Annotated in this window: 17 protein-coding genes; 8 read left to right on the forward strand and 9 right to left on the reverse strand. The window is 70.0% G+C overall.

The window, feature by feature from the left end; all coding sequences use genetic code 11:
• Positions 1-4: 4 nt before the first annotated feature.
• Positions 5-1,132, reverse strand: a complete 1,128-nt coding sequence (locus tag ACSHXN_RS30320) for a magnesium and cobalt transport protein CorA (RefSeq protein ID WP_356108128.1) — start codon at positions 1,130-1,132, stop codon at positions 5-7.
• Between the two features lie 236 nt (positions 1,133-1,368).
• Here ACSHXN_RS30320 and ACSHXN_RS30325 point away from each other — a divergent pair, with 236 nt between their 5' ends.
• Positions 1,369-2,166, forward strand: coding sequence for a methyltransferase domain-containing protein (locus ACSHXN_RS30325; RefSeq protein WP_355130926.1), 798 nt, complete (start codon positions 1,369-1,371; stop codon positions 2,164-2,166).
• A gap of 31 nt (positions 2,167-2,197) precedes the next feature.
• Here the strand turns inward: ACSHXN_RS30325 and ACSHXN_RS30330 are convergent, their stop codons facing one another.
• Complete coding sequence (locus ACSHXN_RS30330) at positions 2,198-3,103, reverse strand: carbohydrate kinase family protein (protein ID WP_356108125.1); 906 nt, start codon at positions 3,101-3,103, stop codon at positions 2,198-2,200.
• Positions 3,100-4,005, reverse strand: a complete 906-nt coding sequence (locus ACSHXN_RS30335) for a pseudouridine-5'-phosphate glycosidase (RefSeq protein ID WP_438304369.1) — start codon at positions 4,003-4,005, stop codon at positions 3,100-3,102. Before ACSHXN_RS30335 ends, ACSHXN_RS30330 begins: the two co-directional genes overlap by 4 nt.
• Before the next feature lie 98 nt (positions 4,006-4,103).
• On the opposite strand from ACSHXN_RS30335, the gene ACSHXN_RS30340 reads away from it, so the two are divergent.
• Entirely contained in the window at positions 4,104-4,535 is a 432-nt protein-coding gene (locus tag ACSHXN_RS30340; protein ID WP_438304371.1) for a VOC family protein, read from the forward strand.
• 39 nt (positions 4,536-4,574) lie between these two features.
• On the opposite strand, the gene ACSHXN_RS30345 is transcribed toward ACSHXN_RS30340, so the two are convergent.
• Positions 4,575-5,129, reverse strand: coding sequence for a methylated-DNA--[protein]-cysteine S-methyltransferase (locus tag ACSHXN_RS30345; RefSeq protein ID WP_355130918.1), 555 nt, complete (start codon positions 5,127-5,129; stop codon positions 4,575-4,577).
• A 76-nt stretch (positions 5,130-5,205) separates the two neighbouring features.
• Positions 5,206-6,078 carry a glycerophosphodiester phosphodiesterase gene (locus tag ACSHXN_RS30350; RefSeq protein WP_438304373.1) on the reverse strand — a complete coding sequence of 291 codons (873 nt, stop codon included), beginning with the start codon at positions 6,076-6,078 and terminating at the stop codon, positions 5,206-5,208.
• A gap of 282 nt (positions 6,079-6,360) precedes the next feature.
• Here ACSHXN_RS30350 and ACSHXN_RS30355 point away from each other — a divergent pair, with 282 nt between their 5' ends.
• The 5 genes from ACSHXN_RS30355 (at position 6,361) to ACSHXN_RS30375 (ending at position 13,449) form a co-directional block, all read left to right on the forward strand.
• Positions 6,361-7,227, forward strand: a complete 867-nt coding sequence (locus ACSHXN_RS30355) for an MHYT domain-containing protein (protein WP_355130914.1) — start codon at positions 6,361-6,363, stop codon at positions 7,225-7,227.
• A gap of 40 nt (positions 7,228-7,267) precedes the next feature.
• Positions 7,268-9,412 carry an excinuclease ABC subunit UvrB gene (gene uvrB / locus ACSHXN_RS30360; RefSeq protein ID WP_355130912.1) on the forward strand — a complete coding sequence of 715 codons (2,145 nt, stop codon included), beginning with the start codon at positions 7,268-7,270 and terminating at the stop codon, positions 9,410-9,412.
• A gap of 157 nt (positions 9,413-9,569) precedes the next feature.
• Positions 9,570-10,148 (forward strand): TerD family protein, encoded by a 579-nt coding sequence (locus ACSHXN_RS30365; protein ID WP_355130910.1) that lies wholly within the window; start codon positions 9,570-9,572, stop codon positions 10,146-10,148.
• Positions 10,149-10,193: 45 nt separating this feature from the next.
• Positions 10,194-12,161: a TerD family protein gene (locus tag ACSHXN_RS30370; RefSeq protein ID WP_438304376.1), complete on the forward strand. Its 1,968-nt coding sequence runs from the start codon at positions 10,194-10,196 to the stop codon at positions 12,159-12,161.
• A 286-nt stretch (positions 12,162-12,447) separates the two neighbouring features.
• A complete protein-coding gene (locus ACSHXN_RS30375; protein WP_355130906.1) occupies positions 12,448-13,449 on the forward strand; it encodes a TerC/Alx family metal homeostasis membrane protein in 1,002 nt (333 codons plus the stop codon).
• 134 nt (positions 13,450-13,583) lie between these two features.
• Here ACSHXN_RS30375 and ACSHXN_RS30380 read toward each other — a convergent pair whose 3' ends face one another.
• A complete protein-coding gene (locus tag ACSHXN_RS30380) occupies positions 13,584-14,855 on the reverse strand; it encodes an MFS transporter (RefSeq protein WP_438306513.1) in 1,272 nt (423 codons plus the stop codon).
• 132 nt (positions 14,856-14,987) lie between these two features.
• The gene (locus ACSHXN_RS30385) at positions 14,988-16,034 is read right to left on the reverse strand and encodes a S66 family peptidase (RefSeq protein WP_355130904.1); all 1,047 of its coding nucleotides are present in this window, start codon (positions 16,032-16,034) and stop codon (positions 14,988-14,990) included.
• 104 nt (positions 16,035-16,138) lie between these two features.
• Between ACSHXN_RS30385 and aroQ the strand changes: the two genes are divergently transcribed.
• Positions 16,139-16,612, forward strand: coding sequence for a type II 3-dehydroquinate dehydratase (gene aroQ, locus ACSHXN_RS30390; protein ID WP_355130902.1), 474 nt, complete (start codon positions 16,139-16,141; stop codon positions 16,610-16,612).
• A gap of 244 nt (positions 16,613-16,856) precedes the next feature.
• On the opposite strand, the gene ACSHXN_RS30395 is transcribed toward aroQ, so the two are convergent.
• Entirely contained in the window at positions 16,857-17,513 is a 657-nt protein-coding gene (locus ACSHXN_RS30395) for an MBL fold metallo-hydrolase (RefSeq protein WP_355130900.1), read from the reverse strand.
• Between the two features lie 22 nt (positions 17,514-17,535).
• Positions 17,536-18,237 carry a maleylpyruvate isomerase family mycothiol-dependent enzyme gene (locus tag ACSHXN_RS30400; RefSeq protein ID WP_355130898.1) on the reverse strand — a complete coding sequence of 234 codons (702 nt, stop codon included), beginning with the start codon at positions 18,235-18,237 and terminating at the stop codon, positions 17,536-17,538.
• Positions 18,238-18,354 lie beyond the last annotated feature (117 nt).

The raw sequence follows: 18,354 nt of genomic DNA on the forward strand, positions 1-18,354 counted from the left end.
GCTCCTACAGCCAGCCGTTGCGCTTGAACCCGCGGTACAGGGCGAAACAGCCGACGGCTATCACGGCCATCACCAGCGGATAGCCGATTCTCCAGTGCAGTTCGGGCATGTACGCGAAGTTCATGCCGTAGACGCCGGTGAGCATGGTGGGCACGGCGATGAGAGCTGCCCAGGCCGTGATCTTGCGCATGTCCGCGTTCTGGGCGACGCTCACCTGCGCGAGGTGGGCCTGGAGGATCGAGTTGAGCAGTTCGTCGAACGCGGCTATCTGCTCGGTGGCGCGCAGTTGATGGTCCGAGACGTCCCGGAAGTACGTCTGTATCTCCGGGTCGATCACCCGGATCGGGCGGGTGGAGAGTTCCTGGAGGGGGCGGTCCAAGGGGACCACCGCCCGCTTCAGCTCGAGCAGTTCACGCTTGAGCTGGTAGATCCGCCCCGGATCGAGCCGAGCGCCGTTGTCGGCGAAGACGTCCATCTCGACCTGGTCGATGTCCTCCTGCACCGCGTCCGTGACGCTCAGATAGTCGTCCACGACATGGTCGGCGATCGCGTGCAGTACCGCCGCGGGTCCCTTGGCGAGTTGACGGGGGTGCGCCTCCAGCTCCTCGCGCAAGGGACCCAGCGAGCCGTGCCGGCCGTGCCGCACCGTGATGACGAAGGCGGGGCCGATGAACACCATGATCTCGCCGGTGTTCACGATCTCGCTGGTCGCGGTCAGCTCCTTGTGCTCCACATAGCAGACCGTCTTGAAGACGGCGAACAGCGTGTCCCCGTAACGCTCCAGCTTCGGCCGCTGGTGTGCCTCCACCGCGTCCTCGACGGCCAGCGGGTGCAGATCGAAGAGCTCGGCGATGCCCGCGAACTCGTTGTCCGTCGGCTCGTGCAGCCCGAGCCAGACGAAACCGTCCTCGCTCTTGCGCAGCCGCTCCACGTCCTCGACCAGATCGCCGTCACCGGGGACCCGTACGCCGTCCTCGTACGTCACGCACTTGACCACCGCGGAGCCCAGTGGTGACCGGGCGGGATGGCTCAGGTCGACGCGGCCGCGGCCCCGCCTCGACCGCGCCGCCTTGCGGAGGCCGCCGACCCTGTCGAGGCCTGTGACCTTCCGCAGATTCCCTGCCATGGACATTCTGGATCTCCTTGCGTGGATCTCCTCGCGTCGCGCTCTGCGCCTTCGCGGGCCAGTCTGCCAGTCCGCATCGAGCAGCGGGGAAGCCTGTGGGAATGGAACGTTCCGTTTCGGTGCGCGGGTTGCGGTACCGCTCCGCCGCGGCAGGACGGCAGCACGCTCGTACGAGTGCCGTGGGCGGGCGTGCCGGAGCGTCTCCCCGCACGAACAGGGGGGCCGCCTGGGACGATGTCACCATGACGCCAACCGACGGGTATCTCCTCGACAACCAGCAGTCCGAGGCGGGCCGGCGCTTCGACGCGCTCTCCACCCTGTTCGACCCCACGACGTTCCGCCACATCGAGGACCTCGGTATCGGACCCGGCTGGCGGTGCTGGGAGGTGGGAGCGGGCGGCACCTCGGTGATCTCCTGGCTCGCCAAGAAGGTCGGACCCACCGGCAAGGTCGTCGCGACCGACATCGACACCTCGTGGGCGGTGTCGGCCGCCCGCCCCCCGATCGAGGTCCGCACCCACGACGTGGGCGCGGAGGACCCGCCGGGGGCCGGTTTCGACCTCGTGCACGCCCGGCTCGTCCTTGTCCATGTCCCGGACCGGGAGCGGGCGTTGCGGTCGATGATCGACGCACTGCGCCCGGGCGGACGGATCCTGATCGAGGACGCCGACCCGGCGCTGCAGCCCCTGCTCTGCCCGGACGAGTACGGTCCCGAACAGGAGCTCGCCAACCGTCTGCGCACGGGCTTCCGCGCCCTCCTCGCCGAGCGCGGCGCCGACCTGTCGTACGGCCGCAGACTGCCGCGTCTGCTCCGTGAGGCGGGCCTGCGGCGCGTGGAGGCCGACGCGTACTTCCCCGTCGCCTCGCCCGCCTGCACGGCCCTCGAAGCCGCGACCGTCCGTCAGATCCGCGAACGGCTCGTCGCCGCCGGCCTTGCCGCGGACGAGGAGATCGACCGCCATCTGTCCCATGTCGCCTCCGGCACGATGGATCTGGCGACGTCCCCGATGATCTCGGCCTGGGGACGCAAGGGGGAGTAGCGAAGGGAGGGCCTGCGCGATCGAGCGGCCCCTACGACGTCCGCCCGGCCGGGCGCCCTCCCACCGTCGTCACCGCCAGGGCTCCGGCTCTGCACCCCTGAGCGGCCGCCTCCTCCGGTTCCGCTCCCGCGAGCAGCGCCGCCAGGAAGACACCGGTGAACGCGTCACCTGCCCCCGTCGTGTCCCGCGGGGAGACGGGAACGGCCGGGACCCGGGCCCGCACCGCGCCCTGCGTGGCGACCAGCGCACCCTGTGCACCCTGCTTGGCGACCACCAGGGGGACCTGACGGCTCAACTTGGCCGCCGCGTCCTCCGGGTCGGGCAGCCCGGTCAGCAGGCGCGCCTCGTCCCGGCTCGGCAGCAGCACATCGAGGCCTTCGGCGAACGCCAGGAAGGTGTCCACGCCCGACTCGGTGAGAAACCCCGCCGACGCCGGATCCAGGCTCACCGGCACGCCCCTCGACCGTGCCGCCTCGAGGGCCACAGCCGCCAGCGCCCTGCTCGGCCCGGAGAAGAACAGATAACCCGAAAGGTGCAGTCGGGCGACCCCGTCGAGCAGCGCGTCCGACCAGTCGTCGGGGGTCAGCCGCAGCGACGCACCACTGTCCGTGAGGAATGTGCGCTCCGCCGAGGCGCCCGCGTCCACCAGGCAGATCACCGTCCCCGTGGGAGCCTCGGCGTCGACGACGAGGTGGGGGCGTACGCCTGACGCCGTCAGTTCGCGTTCGTGCCAGGCGGCCGCGTCGGCGCCGACCCTGCCGAGCAGCCGCACATCGGGACTGCCCCAATGGGCCGCCCAGCACGCCACGTTCGCGCCCGCTCCACCCGGCAGCGTCCGGATGGAGGCGGACGTGTCCGTACCCGTCGCGAGCGGACCGCGATGGCGGGCGACGATGTCCGTGACCACGTCCCCGATGACGAGAAGCGCCCCGCTCACGCCTCCGCCCAGGCCGCCGCGATCCGAGCGGCGAGCCGTACGTTCCCTCGCACCGCCGCCAGATTGGCGCTCAGCGAGGCGCTGTCGGTGTGCCGTACCAGATAGTCGAGCAGGAACGGCGTGACGGCCTGCCCGGTGACGCCTTCCTCCTCGCACGCCTGCAGTGCGTCGGCGAGCACCCGGGCATGGAGAGAGGGGTCGAGCTGCTCCTCCCGCGGAACCGGATTGGCGACGACGAGCGCCGACTGCGGGCCGCGGAGCGCGTCCTGGGCGCGCATGACCTCCGCCACCTGGGCCGGCGACTCCAGGCTCCAGTCGACCGAGTGACCCGAGTCCGACAGGTAGAAGCCCGGGAAGCGGTCGGTGCGGTAGCCGGCCACCGCCACCCCCAGGGTCTCCAGCCGCTGCAGCGTCGCCGGCACATCCAGGATCGACTTCACACCCGCGCAGACCACGGTGATCCTGGTCCGTGCCAGCAGCCCCAGATCGGCGGACTCGTCCTGGGTCACCGTCCACTCGCGGTGTACCCCGCCGAGCCCACCCGTGGCGAACACCCGGACCCCGGCCAGGGCGGCCAGCGACGCCGTCGCGGACACGGTCGTCGCCCCGCTCGCTCCCGTCGCCGCCGCAAGGGCCAGATCACGATGCCCCAGTTTGCGGATCCCGTCCTCGTTCGCGACCCGTTCGACCTGTTGTTTGTCCAGGCCGACAAGGGCGCGGCCGTCCAGGACCGCGATCGTGGCGGGTACCGCGCCCTCCTGCCGGACGGCATCCTCCAGTTCCAGGGCGAGCTGGAGATTGCGCGGGCGCGGCAGCCCGTGCGCGATGATCGTCGACTCCAGGGCCACCACGGGCCGGCGCGCGGCGAGCGCCTCCCGTACCTCTTCGGACACCATCAGCACGGGCCTGCCTCCTGTCTCGCGGTCCTGCCTCATCTCTGGCGGGCGGCACACGCGCCCAAACCCTTGAAAGCCGAGACAGAGGACACCAGCCTGGGGGCATGACGGACAACTCGCCACGTCTCGACCATGTCGTCCTGTGGGTCCGGGACCCGGTCGCCGCCGCCTCGTTCTACGAGCAGGCGGTCGGTCTGGAACCCCTCAGACTCGCCGAATTCACTGCCGGGAAAGTGCCGTTCCCCTCGATGCGGCTCAATGAGGAGACCATCGTCGACCTCGCTCCTCTGTCGCTCGCGACGTCGATGAAGATGCTGCCCGGAGCCGACGGGAGCGCAGGGCATCCGGTGAACCACGTGTGCCTGTCCTTGCCGGGGGAGGCGGCCTTCGACGCCCTGCGGGCGCGCCTGGAAGCGCTGCCCGTCCCCGTCTCGGACTTCTCGTACGACGCCTTCGGCGCCCGCGGCGCGGCCCGGCGCAGCTTCTACTTCCGCGACCCGGACGGCAACGTCTTCGAGGCACGGCACTACGCGTAGTCGGTGGACGGTGCTCCCGGGGCCGTGCGGACGCCCCGCTCAGAACAGCGGCTCGGGCAGCACCCCTTCGAGCGCCAGAAGCTGCCGCTTGGTCTCCAGGCCACCACCGAAACCGCCGATGCCGCCGTCGCTCTCGACCACGCGATGGCACGGAACGACCACCGGCAGTGGATTGGAGCCCATCGCCACTCCCACGGCCTGGGCCGCGCCCGGCTGTCCGACCCGGCGGGCCAGATCGCCGTACCCCACCACCGTGCCGTACGGGACGCCGGAGGCGAGCTCGCGCAGGACCTGGCGGTTGAATCCGGTGATCAGGGACCAGTCCAGCGGCAGCTCGAAGCCGCGCCGCTCACCCTTGAAGTAGGCCGCCACCTGGCGTATGGCCTCGGCCAGGAGCGGTGAACCGGGGTCCTCGACCGGCTCCGCGCCGAGCCGTGATCCGAGGCGTTCCAGTGCTCTGTCGCGCACGGGGCCGGTGGCGTGGAACACCACGTTCACCAGCCCGTCGCGCGTGGCGGCCAGCAGCAGCGGACCGATGTCGGTGGCGACGACGGCCCACGCCGGCTGCTGCTCGTACTGCCCATGGCTGTCCATGCGCCCACCGTACGGCGCGGCACCGACAACGCCGCGGGTGCGGACATCGGAACCCGTCCGCACCCGGGCGGCCGGATCAGGATGCCGTGACCGCTCTGCGCACCACGTCCGGCACGTTCGTGATCAGGCCGTCCACGCCGTAGCCGGTCAGCCGCGCGGCGTCGCCGCCACTGTTCACGATCCACGCGAAGGCCTTCATCGGTGTGCCGTGCGGGCCCTTCAGCGCGTGGACCGCCGAGACGTAGCGGGGAGAGAGTCCCGAGTACTCCGAGTTGATCTGGTCGGCGAACCGCGCGTAGGCCGGCAGCTCCGCCGTCCGGGGGGTGCCCAGGTACGCCGTCCTGATTCCCGGCCGCAGTCGGTGGACCTTGCGCACACTGTCGGCGCTGAAGCTCTGGACGACGAGCCGCCGCCTGAGGTGGTCGCCGTCAAGCCAGTCCTCATTGCTCAGCAGGTCGAGTGTCTGGCGCTCGATCCCCGGATACAACTGCGGATTCTTGATCTCCAGCACGAGCTTCTGGTGGTTGTGTGACACGCGCTGCAGGTACTGCCGCAGCGTCGGCACCCGCGCCCCCGCGTAGCGGCGGCCGAACCAGCTGCCTGCGTCCAGGCGCGCGATCTCCGTGGCGGTGAAGTCCTTCACCTGCCAGGGGGCCCGGCGCGGGTACAGCCGCTTGACGTCGGTCGTGCGGCTCAGCGTCGCGTCGTGGATGACGACGAGCCGGCCGTCCTTGGTGCGCTGGACGTCGTTCTCGACCCAGTCGATGCCCATCGCGGCCGCCCGGTCCACGGCCGCCAGAGTGTTCTCGGGCGCGTAGGCGGAGGCTCCGCGGTGCGCGACGACGACCGGTCCGTCGCCGCCGGTCGCGCCGGCATGCGGAGTCGGCAGTATGGCCACGCCGAGTCCGAAGAAGGCGGTGGTCGTGGCGGCGGCAACGCGCGCGTGCATGCGTGCTCCTCGTGTCGTGTGATCACAGACAGCACCAGAGTGACAGCAGAGAGTCAAGGACGGTGGGCGCAGGATGGGCACAGATTGCCTGGAGTTGCCCAAGGGTGCGCACAAGGGCCGCACAAGTGCGTTAGCACCGTGATTCTTTGCCGGAATATCGTTCGACCGTTCCGGTGGGGGTCTTACGCTCTGCCTCAGCAGCCCTGACCGTTCGTAGCGGTCCTGGGGATGGGGGGCATTTCCGGATTCAAGGACGCATCAGGGCGGGAGGGGCGGTCGCGCATGCAGAGCACCGTCGACGGCTTCAGCTACGGACTCGTCACACCTGTGGTGGCGTACCTCATGGCCTGCCTCGGCGGCGCGCTCGGTCTGCGCTGCACCGCCAGATCGATGCTGGTCGTCCGGTCCCGGCGGGTCGGGTGGCTCGCCCTGGGGGCGGCCGCCATCGGCTCCGGCGTATGGACCATGCACTTCGTCGCGATGATGGGCTTCAGCGTCGAAGAGACCCCGATCCACTACGACCGGGGGATCACCTTCGCGAGCCTGGCCGTCGCCATCGTCATGGTCGGCGTCGGGGTCTTCATCGTGGGCTACCGCGGTCCCACCGGCGTGGCCCTCTTCACGGGCGGCACGATCACCGGTCTCGGTATCGCCTCCATGCACTACCTGGGCATGGCGGGGATGCGGCTCAACGGAGTGCTCGGATACAACACGCTCACCGTCACCGCCTCGGTCGTCATAGCGGTCGTCGCGGCGACCGCGGCACTCTGGGCGGCAGGCCAGGGCCGCGGTTTTCTGTGGAGCATCGGTGCGAGTCTCGTCATGGGGCTCGCGGCCAGCGGTATGCACTACACGGGGATGGCCGCGCTCCGTGTCCACGCGCACACCTCTCCCCACGCTCCGGCCGGTGAATCACCCGCCGCGCTGCTCGCCCCGCTGATGATCGGACCGCTCGTCTTCCTGTGCCTGGCCGGCGTCGTCGTACTGTTCGACCCGCTGATCGTCATGGGCAAGCCCGTCTGGAAGCCGGTCGAGCGCAAGCCCGGGATCCCGGCCCATCCCGAGTGGGAGGACACCGGGCGACGTACGCTGCTGCGCAGCCCCGAGCGCGCCGGTCAGCGCAGCTACCGCACCGCCCAGAGGCGCTGACCGGCCCCCGTTGTCAGTGGGGGGTCGTACGGTGGATGGCATGCGGCCCGTTTCACAGATCGAACGCACGGTGGCGCCCATCGAGGTCGTCAGCCCCTACCGCCCGAGCGGTGACCAGCCGACGGCCATCGCCGAGCTGGAAAAGCGCATCCAGGCAGGTGAGAAGGACGTCGTCCTGCTCGGCGCGACCGGCACAGGCAAGTCCGCCACCACGGCGTGGATGATCGAGAAACTCCAGCGCCCCACCCTGGTGATGGCGCCGAACAAGACACTGGCCGCCCAGCTGGCCAACGAGTTCCGCGAGCTCCTGCCGAACAACGCGGTCGAGTACTTCGTCTCGTACTACGACTACTACCAGCCCGAGGCGTACGTTCCGCAGTCGGACACGTACATCGAGAAGGACTCCTCGATCAACGAGGAGGTGGAGCGCCTGCGGCACTCCGCGACCAACTCGCTGCTGACCCGCCGGGACGTGGTCGTGGTCGCCTCCGTCTCCTGCATCTACGGCCTCGGTACTCCCCAGGAGTACGTGGACCGCATGGTCAGCCTCAAGGTCGGCGACGAGATCGACCGCGACCAGCTGCTGCGCCGGTTCGTCGACATCCAGTACACGCGCAACGACGTGGCGTTCAGCCGCGGCACCTTCCGGGTGCGCGGCGACACCATCGAGATCTTCCCGGTCTACGAGGAGCTGGCCGTCCGGATCGAGATGTTCGGCGACGAGATCGAGGCCCTCTCCACCCTCCATCCGCTCACCGGTGAGATCGTCAGCGACGAGGAGCAGCTGTACGTCTTCCCCGCCTCCCACTACATCGCCGGCCCCGAGCGCATGGAGCGGGCGATCAACGGCATCGAGAAGGAGCTGGAGGAGCGCCTCGCGGAGCTGGAGAAGCAGGGCAAGCTGCTGGAGGCCCAGCGGCTGCGCATGCGGACGACGTACGACATCGAGATGCTCCGCCAGATCGGGACCTGCTCCGGTGTGGAGAACTACTCGATGCACTTCGACGACCGCCTGCCCGGCACCCCGCCGAACACGCTGCTCGACTACTTCCCGGAGGACTTCCTGCTCGTCATCGACGAGTCGCACGTCACCGTGCCCCAGATCGGTGCGATGTACGAGGGCGACGCCTCCCGCAAGCGCACGCTCGTCGAGCACGGCTTCCGCCTGCCGTCCGCCCTGGACAACCGGCCGCTGAAGTGGGAGGAGTTCCAGGGGCGCATCGGCCAGACGGTGTACCTGTCGGCGACTCCCGGGCAGTACGAGCTCTCACGCTCGGACGGCCAGGTCGAGCAGATCATCCGGCCCACCGGCCTCGTCGACCCGGAGGTCGTGGTCAAGCCCACCGAGGGCCAGATCGACGACCTGGTCCACGAGATCCGCAAGCGCACCGAGAAGGACGAGCGCGTCCTGGTGACCACGCTCACCAAGAAGATGGCGGAGGACCTCACCGACTACTTCCTGGAGATGGGCATCCAGGTCCGCTATCTGCACAGCGACGTGGACACGCTGCGCCGTGTCGAGCTGCTGCGCGAGCTCAGGTCCGGCGAGTTCGACGTCCTGGTCGGCATCAACCTCCTCAGGGAGGGTCTCGACCTGCCCGAGGTCTCCCTGGTCGCCATCCTCGACGCCGACAAGGAGGGCTTCCTGCGCTCGGGCACCTCCCTCATCCAGACCATCGGCCGTGCCGCGCGCAATGTCTCCGGACAGGTCCATATGTACGCCGACAAGATCACCCCGGCGATGGAGAAGGCCATCGACGAGACGAACCGCCGCCGGGAGAAGCAGGTCGCGTACAACACGGCGAACGGCATCGACCCGCAGCCGCTGCGCAAGAAGATCAACGACATCGTGGCGCAGATCGCCCGCGAGGACGTCGACACGGAGCAGCTGCTCGGCACCGGCTACCGCAAGACGAAGGACGGCAAGGGCGCCAAGGCCCCCGTCCCCTCGCTCGGCGGCCAGGCGGCGAAGGGCGCGAAGGCGGCCAAGGGCAAGGGCAAGGCGAAGGAGACGGTCCCGACCGACCGCCCCGCGGCCGAACTGTCCGCGCAGATCGAGGAGCTGACGGAGCGCATGCGGTCCGCTGCCGCGGATCTGCAGTTCGAGATCGCGGCCCGGCTGCGCGACGAGGTCTCCGAGATGAAGAAGGAACTGCGTCAGATGAAGGAGGCGGGACTCGCCTGACGGCCCCGCAGACCTGCCGGACCCCCGGATCCGCGCTGTGTTGCAACACCGACACAAAGCGCGGTCGGGGGTTCGGCAGTGTCAGTGCCGCTGCGTAGGGTTCTGGCATCCGCGGAGTCCGCGGCCAACAGGGGACCGCTCGAGAGGGGAACAGCGCGTGACCGTCAACTTGACCAAGGGTCAGGCCATCAGTCTGCAGAAGAACGACGGAGGCACGCTGACCGCGGTGCGCATGGGGCTCGGCTGGCAGGCGGCCCCCCGGCGCGGGCTGTTCGGTTCGCGCACCCGGGAGATCGACCTCGACGCGTCCGCCGTGCTGTTCGCGGACAAGCGGCCCGTGGACGTGGTCTTCTTCCAGCACCTCGTGAGCGACGACGGCTCCGTGCGGCACACCGGTGACAACCTCGTCGGCGGTGTGGGCCAGGGCGGTGACGACGAGGCGATCCTCGTCGACCTGGCGCGCGTCCCGGTCCACATCGACCAGATCGTCTTCACCGTGAACTCCTTCACGGGCCAGACCTTCCAGGAGGTGCAGAACGCGTTCTGCCGCCTGGTCGACGAGTCCAGCGGCCAGGAACTCGCGCGCTACACCCTCGCGGGCGGCGGCGCGTACACGGCACAGATCATGGCGAAGGTGCACCGGTCGGGCGCGGGCTGGACGATGACGGCCCTCGGCACCCCGGCCAACGGCCGCACCTTCCAGGACCTGATGCCGTCGATCGTTCCGCACCTGTAGCCGTCCGGGTACCCAGGACACCGAGCGACGTAGGGGGACAAGGCGATGACGGCCGAGCTCGTCCGGGGGCAGAACCACCCGCTTCCGCAGGCCCGACTCGAGATCCGGGTGTCGGCCGGCAAGCCGGTGGTGGCGGGGGCGACGCTCAGTGACGCGCAGGGCAGGGTGCGCGGCGCCGAGTGGGTGGCCCACCCGGGCGCGCCCACGCTGCCCGGCCTTGAGGTCTCCAAGCAGGCGGCGGCCGATCATCGCCTCGCGTTCGATCTGGACGCCCTCCCGGAGAGCGTGCACCGGGTGGACGTGCTGCTCGCCCTGCCGACCGGGACCGGCGGTCCGGTGCGGTTCGGCGCCGTCGCCGCCCCCTTCGTCGCGGTCACGGGACTCGACGGTTCCGAGGTCGCCAGCTACACGATCACGGGGCTGGACTCCGAGTCGGCCGTCATCGCGCTGGAGCTCTACCGCAGGCAGGACTCCTGGAAGGTGCGCGCCGTCGGCCAGGGGTACGCCGGCGGACTCGCCGCGCTGCTCGCGGACCAGGGGCTGGCCGAGGCCACGCAACTCGCGAGCGGCATCAACGACGCGGTGGTCCAGGGGCTGGCCCGTTCGGTGGCGCCGCCCCCGCCGCGCCAGCCCGAGGGCGAGCGCGCGTTGCAGACGCCGGCCCCCGCGGGATCCCAGGGCGCCTCGGGCACCGTGCCACCGCAGCAGGGCGCACCCGGCGCACCGCAGCACGGATCCCCGTACGACGTCACCGGCGCGGCGAGCCCGGTCGCGCCGCCCGCCGCCCAGGGCGCCCCGATCAACTACACGCACCCCGGCCGGGCGGCCGGGGCGCCGCCCCCGCCCGCGCCCACCGCGCCGCCCGCGGATCCCGGACAGCCCGCACCGCCGGTCGCCGGCGCCGCGACCGGCTGGTCCATGGAGGAGCGCCTGTACAACCAGGTGTGGGGCATGTTCGAGGACCTGGCGCGTACGGTGGCCGCCTACCGCAGTGCCGTCGACTTCGCCGACTCGCGCATGGAGCAGGAACTGGACAAGGTCCTGTCCGATCCGCGCAGCCGTATCGGCGGGCAGGGCCACGTCGCACGCGAGGCGGCCCAGGCGAAGCACACCGAGCTCGTCAGCCAGGCCAGGGCCGTGCTCGACCGTGACCTGACCCAGCTCATCGCCGAGTCCGACGTCGTCGAGCCCGCCCTGCCCGCGACGTTCGCGCGCTGGGACAACCCGGTCTGGCACGGGTACCGGGTGCCGATGGAGATCCCCATGGCCCTGCGCCTCGGCGATCTGCACCTGCCCGAGAGCGAGAGCCTGCGCATCCCCATGCTGATCAGGCTTCCGCTGGAGCGCGGGCTGTGGATCGACAGCGGCCGCTCGGGCCATCACGACGAGCTCGTGGACCCGGACGAGCTGCGCCGTCTGGCCATGGACGTGGCGGTGGCGCACGCGGCACGGCTGCTCGCGGTGTACCCGGCGGGCGAGTTCGCGGTGCACGTCATCGACCCCGCGGGTTCGGCCGCGCGGTCACTCACGCCCCTCGTGCAGTCGGGTGTGCTCCCCGCCCCGCCGGCCGTCGGTCCGGCGAGCGTGGCCGACGTGCTGACCAGACTCACGGAGCGCGTCGACCTGGTGCAGATGGCGGTCCGCGGCGGTGCGGCGGACGCACTCCCGCCCGGTCTGGACACGGCCGAACAACTGCTGATCGTCAACGACTTCCCGCACGGCTTCGACGACCGGGCCGTGACCCGGCTGCGCTATCTCGCGGACGAGGGCCCGGCCGTGGGTGTCCATCTGATGATGGTCGCCGACCGGGAGGACGCGGCCGCCTACGGGCCTCTGCTGGACCCCCTGTGGCGTTCGCTGCTGAGGCTGTCCCCGGTGCCCGACGACCACCTGGCCGACCCCTGGGTCGGCCACGCCTGGACGTACGAGCCGCCGCGTGTCCCGCGGGACAGTCAGGTGCTCGACCAGGTGCTCAACAAGGTCGCCGAGGCGCGCCGCACCTGGGACCGCTGATCCGGCACAGACCCCTCACCAAGAGTAAGTAAAGCCACTCTGAGCTGGGAGTTCGGCCTTACTTTTGCTCATCGCTTTACCATTCCTTGGTGATTCGGGTACTCTCTTTCACACGGAGGGGAGTACTCCCTACCTGCTGCGGCGTACCCGTCAGTCCGGATCCGACCAGATCCCGGGGCGTCGGCCCGCAGGCACCGAGCGCGTCGAGCGCCGGCGCCCCGCGGGTGGAAGAGACCTCCGGTGGCGACGACGCTGACCTATGCCGTGACGTACTGCCGGAGGCGCAGTGAATGTATCCCTGACCCTGTGGGTTCTGACGATCGTGGGCCTCGCCGCCCTGATCGCGGTCGACTTCTTCATCGGCCGCAAACCGCACGATGTGTCGATCAAGGAAGCCGGTATCTGGACGATCGTCTGGATCACTCTCGCCGGTCTCTTCGGCGTGGGTCTGCTGGTCTTCGGCGGCGGTCAGCCGGCCGGAGAGTTCTTCGCCGGCTTCATCACCGAGAAGTCGCTGAGCGTCGACAATCTCTTCGTCTTCGTCCTGATCATGGCGAAGTTCGCGGTGCCCTCGCAGTACCAGCAGCGCGTGCTGCTCATCGGTGTCCTCATAGCCCTGGTGCTGCGGGCCGCCTTCATCGCCGCGGGAGCCGCCATCCTCGCGTCCTTCTCGTGGGTCTTCTTCCTCTTCGGCGCCTTCCTGATCTGGACCGCCTGGAAGCTGATCCAGGAGGCGAGGGCCGAGGAGGAGGACGAGGAGTACGAGGAGAACAGGCTCTTGAAGGCCGCCGAGCGTCGCTTCGGCGTGGCCGACCGCTATCACGGCACCAAGCTCTGGATCACGCAGAACGGCAAGCGGGTCATGACGCCGATGCTTGTCGTGATGCTCGCGATCGGTACCACCGACGTGCTCTTCGCCCTGGACTCCATCCCCGCGATCTTCGGCCTGACGCAGGACCCCTACATCGTCTTCACGGCCAACGCGTTCGCGCTGATGGGTCTGAGGCAGCTGTACTTCCTCATCGGTGGGCTGCTCAAGAAGCTGGTGCACCTCTCGTACGGTCTGTCGGTCATCCTGGGCTTCATCGGCGTCAAGCTGGTGCTGCACGCTCTTCACGAGGCCGGGGTCCATGTTCCGGAGATCTCGATCCCGGTCTCGCTGGGTGTGATCTGTGCCGTTCTGATCGTCACGACGATCACCAGCCTGCTGGCCACCAGGAGGCAGCAAGCGGTCGAGGCCGCGGGTGAGGACGACGAGAAGGCCCGGAAACACAGCATCGAGGCCTGACCTGTGCCGGTCGGGCACACCGTGAGGGAGGCGCGGCGCATTGCCGGACTTCTCTCACGTGTGCTCGCCGGCACCCGTCGGTCTCGTCCCCGGATCGCGGACGGTCCCCGCCCCGTGTGCCGACTTGCCGTAGGTCAGCCGGGAGCGGGTTCCGCGACCGCGACCGGTGCGGGACGGGTCTCCGGAAGCAGAGCGAAGCAACCCAGGCTGACGAGGCCCACGGCCGTCAGATAGGCAGCGACGCCCCAGGGCACCCGGCCGGCGTGTCCGGTGAGCGCGGTGGCCACGATCGGGGTGAGGGCACCGCCGAGCACCCCACCGAGGTTGTAGCCCACCGCCGCACCCGTGCAGCGCACCCGGGGCTCGTACAACTCCGGGAGATACGCGGCGACCACCGCGAACATCGTGATGAAGGAGAGCATCGCGCCGAGGAACCCCAGGAACATCAGCACCGGCTCGCCGGTCGACAGCAGACCGACCATCGGGAACATCCACACGACGACACCCGCGCATCCCGCGAGGCACAGTGGCCGCCGTCCGTAGCGGTCCCCCAGAAGTGCCAAGAGCGGAGTGAGGGCACCCTGCACCACCACGGTGGCCAGGACGCAGCCCAGCACGACCGTACGGCTCACGCCGAGCCGCTCCGTCGCGAAGACCAGGGACCAGGTCGTCACGGCGTAGAAGACGGCGTACCCCACCGCGAGCGCGCCGGCCGTCAACAGGACGAGTCGCCAGTGGCCGCGCACCACCTCGGCGAACGGCGCACGCGCACGGTCGTGGAGTGCCAGGAAGAGCGGGCTCTCCGCGAGCGAGCCGCGCAGCCACAGACCCGCCACCGCGAGCACCCCGGCCGCCCAGAACGGAATCCGCCAGCCCCAGGCCTCGAACTGCGTCTGCGACAACGTTGCGGACAGCCCCAGCATCACGCCGTTGGCCAGCACGAACCCGAGCGAGGGGCCGATCTGCGGAAAGCTCGACCACAGCACCCGGCGCCGGGCCGGAGCGTGCTCCACGGTCAGCAGGACCGCACCGCCCCACTCACCGCCGAGCCCCAGGCCCTGGAGAAAACGAAGAACCAGAAGGAGCAGGGGGGCGGCCGTGCCGATGGTTCCGTACGTCGGCAGGCAACCGACCGCCACCGTGGCGGCTCCGGTCAGCAGCAGTGACGCCATGAGGACCGGCCGCCGCCCGCGCCGGTCACCGAGGTGCCCGAACAGAACCGAACCGAGCGGTCGCGCCACGAAACCGGCAGCGAAGGTCCCGAACGCCGCCAGCGTGCCCAACACCGGGGAGAGGGTCGGGAAGAACAGGGGACCCAGGACCAGGGCGGCCGCGGTCCCGTAGACGAAGAAGTCGTAGAACTCGACGGCCGTCCCGGCCAGCGAGGCCGCCGCGAGCCGGAGCATCGAAGGGGTTCTCACGCTGTGTGCTACATGCATGCCGCGACAACTACCCACCGTGATCGAGGGTTACGGGGGCGTGCGGGGGGTCAGCGCCTGTGACGTCCGGGACGGGCGTGCGCCCGGGGCATCGTCGGGTCAGTAGGTGACGGTGATGCGCCGGGCGGGACCGTCCACACGGATCATGCCGCCATAGGGGAGGATCACCTGCGGATCGGTGTGCCCGAGATCCACGTCGAACACCGCCATGGTGCCGGGGGCGTACACCTTCAGCGCTCGCAGCACCGCTTCGCGCTGTTCCGCCGCGTAACGGGCGCCTTCCTCGGGACTGTCGGGACGCTCGAACGACCAGGCCTTCGCCCGGCCCATGAGCAGCGCGGAGAAGCGCCGGAGCAGCCCGCGCTCACCCAAGGTGCGCAGGGTGTGGAAGACCTCGTCGCTGCTCGGCATGTCCTCGGACGTCTCCAGGAAGAGCACTCCGCCGTCATGGACCGTCGGATCGTGCGCGACTTCGCGGTCGGCCATGAGCAGCCGGCCGATGATCTCCAGGCAGCCTCCCCAACTGCGTCCCTCGACCACCCGGTCGGCGTTCACCCAGGTCCAGCCCGATCCGCGCCGGGTCTCCGGTTCCGCCTCGAAGGTGGCCGGGTCCGCCCAGTCCCGGGCCTTGTCCGTCCAGAAATCGGCCGGCTTCACCTCGTACGGTCCGGAGGTGAAGAGGGCCGCCCTCAGCGAGTCCGCGGTGAGCGGCGCCATCGCCCCGGGGCGGCCCAGTTCGACCATGACGGAACCGCCGTGATAGCTCACCACGCCGGTGTTCCACAGGAAGGCGTGCAGGTTGGTGTTGTCGCTGTACCCGAAGAACGGCTTGGGGTGAGCGCGTATCAACTCCCGGTCGAGCAGGGGCAGTACCGTGATCTGGTCGTCGCCGCCGATCGACGCGAACACCGCCTTCACGGTCGGATCGGCGAACGCCGCGTGCAGGTCGTCGGCGCGCTCCCCGGGGGTCGCGCCCATCTTCCGGGTGGCCGGATACTCGACGGGTTCCAGGCCGAAAACGGTACGCAGCCGTTCGAGTCCCAGCTCGTACGGGCGTGGGAAGAGGGCGGGGAGCCCGGCGGAGGGCGAGACGACGGCGACTCGGTCGCCGGGTACGAGCTTGGGCGGGTGGACGGTTCGCGTCATGGCCGGAGGGTACGGTCCCCGCCCGTCCGGCGCACCGTGATAAACCGGGGGCCGAGACACGGTCCCCCACAAGGGCCGGCAGACCCGAACGGACCGGAGGAACCGTGCCCCGCACTCTCGCCGACGCCCCGATCATGGTGCTCAACGGCCCCAACCTGAACCTGCTCGGGCAGCGCCAGCCGGAGATCTACGGGTCGGACACCCTCGCGGACATCGAGGCGCTGTGCGTGAAGACGGCGGCGGCGTACGGGGCCACAGTGGACTTCCGGCAGTCAAACCACGAGGGTGAACTGGTCGACTGGATCCAGGAGGCGCGGCTGAACCACGCCGGTGTCGTGATCAACCCGGCGGCCTACTCGCACACCTCCGTCGCGATTCTCGACGCGCTCAACACCTGCGACGGACTACCTGTGGTGGAGGTGCACATCTCCAACATCCACCAGCGCGAGCAGTTCCGTCACCACTCGTACGTCTCTCTTCGCGCCGACGGTGTCATCGCGGGGTGCGGGGTGCAGGGATACGCGTTCGCTGTGGAGCGGGTGGCGACACTCGCGGGCGCGGCGCGGACCCAGGCCTGAGCTGCCGGGACGACGGCCGGGGCCGCCGGTCGAGGGCGGGATCGAAGGACCGGCGGCCCGTACCGCGCAGTAGCCGTCATTCCGCGCGGGGCTGCCTCCAGTTGACCGCGAGGCCGCACGGCCGGGGAGCGCACGCGAGGCATCGGTGCGGGCGAACGGTTCACACGGGGCGCGTGAGCCTGCTCTTCACGCGGCGTGTCGAAGCAGGCTCGGCGCGCGGGGTCCCGCGTTCACCACCCGGCGTTCACCAGCCCCGCTCGCGCCACTCCGGCAGATGCGGACGCTCGTCGCCCAGCGTGGTGTCGTTACCGTGCCCGGGGTAGACCCAGGTCTCGTCCGGAAGCGCGTCGAAGATCTTCGTCTCGACGTCGTGGATGAGGCTGGCGAAGGCTTTCGGGTTCTTGTGCGTGTTGCCCACGCCGCCCGGGAAGAGGCAGTCGCCGGTGAACACGTGCGGGTGCCCGTGCGGATCGTCGTAGACGAGGGCGATCGAACCCGGGGTGTGCCCCACCAGGTGGCGGGCGGTGAGTTCCACCTGCCCCACCCGGATCGTGTCGCCGTCGTCGACCGGTACGTCGGTCGGGACGGGGATGCCCTCGGCATCGTCCCGGCCCGCGTACGTCCGCGCGCCCGTGGCCGCCACCACCTCGGCGAGCGCCTGCCAGTGGTCGCCGTGGCGGTGCGTGGTGACCACGGACGCGATGCCGTCGTCGCCGATCGTGCCGAGCAGGGAGTGCGCGTCGTTGGCCGCGTCGATCAGCAACTGCTCGTCGGTGGCCCGGCAGCGCAGCAGATAGGCGTTGTTGTCCATCGGGCCGACCGCGATCTTGGTGATCATCAGGTCCTTCAGCTCGTGCACGTCCGCCGGGCCGCCGACCGTCACCGTTCCGCTGTACGTCATGGCTGTCAGCCTACCGACGAGATCACAGCGCGGGCAGTACGGGCAGCGCCGCACCTTCGTCCACGACGGTCAGCCCTTCGCCCCGGGTGCGTCCCGCGAGCCAGCCGAGCAGCGCGGGTGACCGACCCGTCACGGTGACGGCCCCGGTGTCCTTGCGACCGGTGGACCAGACGAGCCGGCCGGGGTCCTCCAGGGCGGTCAGGGTGATGCCGGGGACCGCGGGATGGTCCGCGAACCGCTCGGTGAGGAAGTCGATCTCCCGCTCCACGAACTCCGCCGGCAGATGCTCCAGCTCGTATCCGATTCCCAGGTCGACATGATGCAGCTCGATCTCCACCCACCGCCGGAACGGCACCCGGGCCGCCGAGTCCGTGACCCCGTTGCGCAGCTCGACCGTGCGCGACCAGTCCGCGGGCGCGGCCCCCGCCTCCTGGAAGCGGGCGCAGCTCTCCCGCAGGTCGTCGAGCTGGATGTCCAGGGCACGTGGGGCGTCCCGCTCGATGTCGGTGTCCCTGGTTTCGGCGGAGGCGTACATGGGGCGGCCCTGCAGAACGTTCACGAGTGCGTCCGCGTTGCGCGACAGATGGGCGAGGACGTGGCCGCGCTTCCAGCCGGGCAGCCGTGACGGAGCCTCCATGGCCGCGTTGTCCAGTGTGGCGGCTGCGTGCAGCAGCCGGTCGGTCGCGTCACGTACAGACGCCAGGTCACGCGCGTGATCAATCATGGGCCGACCCTAACTGTGCCACTCCTTCGGGTGAAGGAAGTGGACCGGACCCGCAAATCGAATGTGCGTGCTATAGGGTCGAGTGCGGCGTCGGGCATGCTGGAGGGCCCGGGATTG

The organism is Streptomyces sp. HUAS TT11, from assembly GCF_051553595.1.
Lineage (GTDB): Bacteria > Actinomycetota > Actinomycetes > Streptomycetales > Streptomycetaceae > Streptomyces.

Bases quoted from the DNA above. Each gene is read 5' to 3' on its own strand.
- ACSHXN_RS30320 (WP_356108128.1), bottom strand. From the start codon at position 1,132: ATGTCCATGGCAGGGAATCTGCGGAAGGTCACAGGCCTCGACAGGGTC.
- ACSHXN_RS30325 (WP_355130926.1), top strand. From the start codon at position 1,369: ATGACGCCAACCGACGGGTATCTCCTCGACAACCAGCAGTCCGAGGCG.
- ACSHXN_RS30340 (WP_438304371.1), top strand. From the start codon at position 4,104: ATGACGGACAACTCGCCACGTCTCGACCATGTCGTCCTGTGGGTCCGG.
- ACSHXN_RS30345 (WP_355130918.1), bottom strand. From the start codon at position 5,129: ATGGACAGCCATGGGCAGTACGAGCAGCAGCCGGCGTGGGCCGTCGTC.
- ACSHXN_RS30350 (WP_438304373.1), bottom strand. From the start codon at position 6,078: ATGCACGCGCGCGTTGCCGCCGCCACGACCACCGCCTTCTTCGGACTC.
- ACSHXN_RS30355 (WP_355130914.1), top strand. From the start codon at position 6,361: ATGCAGAGCACCGTCGACGGCTTCAGCTACGGACTCGTCACACCTGTG.
- uvrB (WP_355130912.1), top strand. From the start codon at position 7,268: ATGCGGCCCGTTTCACAGATCGAACGCACGGTGGCGCCCATCGAGGTC.
- ACSHXN_RS30370 (WP_438304376.1), top strand. From the start codon at position 10,194: ATGACGGCCGAGCTCGTCCGGGGGCAGAACCACCCGCTTCCGCAGGCC.
- ACSHXN_RS30380 (WP_438306513.1), bottom strand. From the start codon at position 14,855: ATGCTCCGGCTCGCGGCGGCCTCGCTGGCCGGGACGGCCGTCGAGTTC.
- ACSHXN_RS30385 (WP_355130904.1), bottom strand. From the start codon at position 16,034: ATGACGCGAACCGTCCACCCGCCCAAGCTCGTACCCGGCGACCGAGTC.
- ACSHXN_RS30395 (WP_355130900.1), bottom strand. From the start codon at position 17,513: ATGACGTACAGCGGAACGGTGACGGTCGGCGGCCCGGCGGACGTGCAC.
- ACSHXN_RS30400 (WP_355130898.1), bottom strand. From the start codon at position 18,237: ATGATTGATCACGCGCGTGACCTGGCGTCTGTACGTGACGCGACCGAC.